General features: G+C 65.1%; 4 protein-coding genes. 2 read left to right on the forward strand and 2 right to left on the reverse strand.

All coding sequences use genetic code 11. From position 1 onward, the window contains the following. Positions 1-304 precede the first annotated feature (304 nt). Positions 305-739, reverse strand: a complete 435-nt coding sequence (locus tag QGG75_14525; GenBank protein ID MDP6068448.1) for a hypothetical protein — start codon at positions 737-739, stop codon at positions 305-307. Between the two features lie 169 nt (positions 740-908). Between QGG75_14525 and QGG75_14530 the strand changes: the two genes are divergently transcribed. Both QGG75_14530 and QGG75_14535 read left to right on the forward strand, forming a co-directional pair. Further along, positions 909-2897: an FAD-dependent oxidoreductase gene (locus QGG75_14530; GenBank protein ID MDP6068449.1), complete on the forward strand. Its 1989-nt coding sequence runs from the start codon at positions 909-911 to the stop codon at positions 2895-2897. 141 nt (positions 2898-3038) lie between these two features. Continuing rightward, entirely contained in the window at positions 3039-3929 is an 891-nt protein-coding gene (locus QGG75_14535; protein ID MDP6068450.1) for an alpha/beta hydrolase, read from the forward strand. Positions 3930-4091: 162 nt separating this feature from the next. On the opposite strand, the gene QGG75_14540 is transcribed toward QGG75_14535, so the two are convergent. Beyond that, a partial coding sequence (locus QGG75_14540; protein MDP6068451.1) for a response regulator occupies positions 4092-4396 on the reverse strand: 305 nt, incomplete at its 5' end.

Below are 4396 nucleotides of genomic sequence, written 5' to 3' on the forward strand. Positions count from 1 at the left end.
GTCTGTCACCCACAAGCCCGACAGACTGCCGCCAATTCCGCTTTCGCCGTCCGAGCGTCCGGTGCTGGAAGGAAAGCGAGCATACCGGCGGCAGGGCCGAAACGTCGCGATCGACCCATAGCCGACCTTGGTTGATCCAAATGGGCCTCAGGCGATCGCGCTCTTCTCGTGCACCCAGTCGGTAACGCAGGCCACGGCCTCGACCAGTTTGTCGGGCTGTTCCTTGTAATAGTGCGTGGCGCCTTCGATCACCTGCATGACCTTGTCGGCATTGGCGGCGACCTCGAATATCTGCTGCCTGTGGCTAGGCGCCGAATACGCCGCTGGCCTGGTAGGTCTCGATTTCCGCTTGGCTCAGTCCCAGCAGCTCGGCGAAGACGTAGTCGTTGTGCTGGCCCAGCAGCGGCGCCGTCGCGCCGACGGCCGGCGGCGTGGCCGAGAGCGCCATGGCCGGCAGATAACAGGCGATAGGGCCCATTTCGGCGTGGGGCCGGATTTGCCAGGCGGCGGCCTCGCCGATGGCATCGGCCAGGGCCCAGGCATCCACCATGCGCGCCTTGACCAGGCGGATGGGCGAGCCGCCATCGAGGTGCTTTTGCAGGCCGGTGAGCTTGAGGTCGGGATCGACCTCCTTCTCGGTCTCCAGCAGATGCCCCTCGGCGCGCAGCCACTCGATGGTGGAGCGCAGGCTCGAGCTGTCGTGCTCGTTGGCTGCATTGTGGCGCACCGCGTCTGACATGGTCGTCTCCCATTTCTGTCCGGCCACACGATAGGAGAGGCCCCCGGCCACAACTCAACCAAAGTCGCAGGGGTGCCGGCGCGCGTCAGGATTGGAGGAGGGTTCAGCGTCGCGTAGACTTGGCCGACCGATGTGCCGCCGCGGCTGAGGCCAGGAGAGAGGAAGGGCGATGGAGTCCAAGCAGTTTGCCAATCTGTTTTCGCCGATCACCATTCGCGGGCTGACCATCAAGAACCGCATCGTTTCCACCGGCCACGAAACGGCGATGGCCGGCGAGGGCGGGATCAGCGAGCCCATGGTCGCCTACCACCGGGCGCGTGCCGCCGGGGGCGCCGGGCTGATCATCATCGAGGTGGCCCTGGTGCACGAGAGCGGGGTGTTCGTGCGCCATCCCATCCCGGCCTATTCCGACGATTGCATCCCGGGCTATTCCGACGATTGCATCCCGGGCTACCGGCGCCTCGCCGAGGCGGTCCACGCGGAGGGCGCCGCCATCTTCGGGCAGCTCTTCCATCCCGGACGCGAGATCATCGATTCGCTCGACGGCTCGGCGCCCGTCAGCTATGCCCCATCGCCTGTTGCCAACGAGCGCTTCCACGTCATGCCGGCGGCGATGAGCCGGGAATTGATCGCCGAGGTGATCGCCGGCTTCGGCGACGGCGCGCGGCGCATGCAGAGGGCGGGGCTCGACGGCGTCGAGATCGTCGCCAGCCACGGCTACCTGCCGGCCCAGTTCCTCAACCCGCGCGTCAACCAGCGCGACGACGAATACGGTGGCGATTTGCCCGGCCGGCTGCGCTTCATCCGCGAGGCCGCCGCCGACATCCGCGCCCGGGTGGGCGACGCCATGGTGCTGGGCCTGCGGATTTCAGCCGACGATCTCAGCCACCAGGGGCTGGGCGACGACGAGGTCACAGACGCCCTGGTGGCCTTGGACGGCGACGGAGTTATTGATTATTTCAGCATCGTCACCGGCTCCTCCGCGACCATCGCCGGCTCGCTCCACATCGTGCCGCCGATGCTCTATGAGATCGGCTACACGGCACCCTATGCGGCGGCCCTCAAGGCCCGGATCAGCCGGCCGCTGATCTGCACCGGGCGCATCAATGATCCGCGCATCGCCGAGAAGATCGTGGCCGGCGGCGAGGCCGACCTTTGCGGCATGACCCGGGCCATGATCTGCGATCCCGAGATGGCCAACAAGGCGGCCGCCGGGCGCCTCGACGACATCCGCGCCTGCATCGGCTGCAACCAGGCCTGCATCGGCCATTTTCTGACCGGCTATCCGATCTCCTGCATCCAGCATCCCGAGACCGGGCGCGAATTAACCTATGCTTCCCGGAAGCCGGCGGCCCGGCGGCGCAAGGTGCTGGTCGCCGGCGGCGGCCCGGCCGGCATGAAGGCGGCCGCCGTGGCCGCCGAACGCGGCCATGATGTGACACTTTTTGAGGCCTCGGGAAGGCTCGGCGGCCAGGTCAAGCTGGCCCAGTTGCTGCCTGATCGGGCCGAGTTCGGCGGCCTGATCCCCAACCTGGAGCGCGAGATGGAACTGGCCGGCGTTACGGTGGTCAGGAACACCCGGGTCGACGCCGCGCTGATCGCCAGTCAGGCCCCCGAGGCGGTGATCGTCGCCACCGGGGCGCGGCCCTTCCGCCCGCCCCTCGAGGGCGCCGAGGAGGCCCATGTGGTCGATGCCTGGCAGGTCCTCGAGAACCAAGCCAACGTGGGTGCGGCCGTGGTCATCGCCGACTGGCGCTGCGACTGGATCGGCCTCGGCCTGGCCGAGAAACTGACCCTCGAGGGCTCGTCGGTACGGCTCTGCGCCAACGGCTACATGCCGGGCTGGACCATCCCGCAGTACGTGCGCGACAGCTGGCTGGGCAAGCTGCACAAGCTGGGCGTCGAGATCATCCCGCTGGTTCGCCTGGCCGGGGCCGATGCCGAAAGCGTCTACTTTCAGCACACGGCGTCGGGCGAGGCGGTGATCTGCGAAAATGCCGATACCCTGGTCCTCAGCCTGGGCCACCAATCGCTGCGGGAGCTCGACGCAGCGCTGGCCGATTTTCCGGGCCCGGTGCACCACATCGGCGACTGCGCGGCGCCGCGGACGGTCGAGGAGGCGGTGCTCGAGGGCCTCAAGGCGGGGGTCGCCGTCTGATTCCCGTGCGCACGGTGGCAAACTTAAGCAGGGCGCGGGCGCCCTCTGTGCGATCTATTCGCTCGAGGCACGTTCCGAAGGCATTGGCCTCATCGATTGGGGCCCGGGACCATGAGGAGTTCGACAGGGGAGGGGAACGCCATGCCAAGAATAACCACCGATGACAACGTCGAGCTCTACTATGAAGACAGCGGAACGGGGCTGCCGATCATCTTCGTGCATGAGTTTGCCGGTGACCATCGCAGTTGGGAACCGCAGGTTCGCCACTTCGCCCGGACCAACCGCTGCATCACCTTCAGCGCCCGTGGATTTCCGCCTTCCGATGTGCCGGAAGATCCCACGATGTACAGCCAGGACCGCGCCCGAGACGACATTTTGGCCGTGATCGACTGTTTGGAAATCGAATCAGCCCACGTCAACGGCTTGTCGATGGGTGGGTTCGCGGCGCTGCATTTTGGCTTGCATTACCCTGATCGCGCTCTGTCGCTGGTGGTCGCCGGTTGCGGCTATGGCGCCGGCGAGGGGGTGCGCGAACAGTTTCAACGCGAAACGACGATGGCAGCCGATCTCATGGAAAGTGAATCCATGGATGTGTTTGGCGCGGCTTACGCCGTGGGGCCCACCAGGGTGCAGTTTCAAAACAAAGACCGGCGCGGCTGGCAGGAGTTCGAAACCCGGCTCAGGGAGCATTCCGGCCTGGGCTCGGCCAACACCATGCGCGGCGTGCAAGGCAACCGGCCGTCGCTTTATGACCTCGAAGATAGTTTGCGCGCTCTGACGGTGCCGATGCTCATCCTCAATGGCGACGAAGACGGCCCCTGCCTCGACGTCAGTCTGTTCCTCAAACGCTGCGTCACGTCATCGGCCCTGGCCTTGCTGCCGCGCACCGGCCATACCTGTAACCTGGAAGAGCCGGCGCTCTATAATCAGCTTTGCGAAACCTTCATGCGCCAAGTCGACAGCGGACGTTGGAGCCCGCGAGATTCCCGCTCGATAACCAAAGGCATCTTGTCGACGACGGACGATCCCTAGTGGCCTGCTTATCCCAGAAATTCATAGGATGAATTTCTGGGATAAGCAGGCCACTAAACATTTGATTCTAGTGTGATTCAGATCCCGAATTTCGGCGCGTAAAATGCGCCGAACTTCAGAATCATCACACTAGCGACAAAAAGCGTGATTTGGCAGGCTCGGTCAACCACCGCGCTGTTCGTCCAGCACATCCCGCAGCGCGGCAGCCAAGTCCTCCTGACTGAAAGGTTTGCCCAGCACCCGCACCCCTTGATCCAGATCGGCGGCCACTTTGTTCGCGGCATCGGCGTAGCCCGAGATGAAGATGAAACCGAGATCCGGGTGTTGGTTTTTGGCCTGGCGCGCCAATTCGGCGCCGTTCATGCCCCCGGGCATCATCAGGTCCGTGATGACCAAGTCCGGCGCTTGCAATTTCAAGAACGTCAGTGCCGAAGGGCCGTCCTCGGCTTCGACAACCTGGTAGCCCA

It is taken from the genome of Alphaproteobacteria bacterium, from assembly GCA_030740435.1.
Classification (GTDB): domain Bacteria; phylum Pseudomonadota; class Alphaproteobacteria; order UBA2966; family UBA2966.

Bases quoted from the DNA above. Each gene is read 5' to 3' on its own strand.
- QGG75_14525 (MDP6068448.1), bottom strand. From the start codon at position 739: ATGTCAGACGCGGTGCGCCACAATGCAGCCAACGAGCACGACAGCTCG.
- QGG75_14530 (MDP6068449.1), top strand. From the start codon at position 909: ATGGAGTCCAAGCAGTTTGCCAATCTGTTTTCGCCGATCACCATTCGC.
- QGG75_14535 (MDP6068450.1), top strand. From the start codon at position 3,039: ATGCCAAGAATAACCACCGATGACAACGTCGAGCTCTACTATGAAGAC.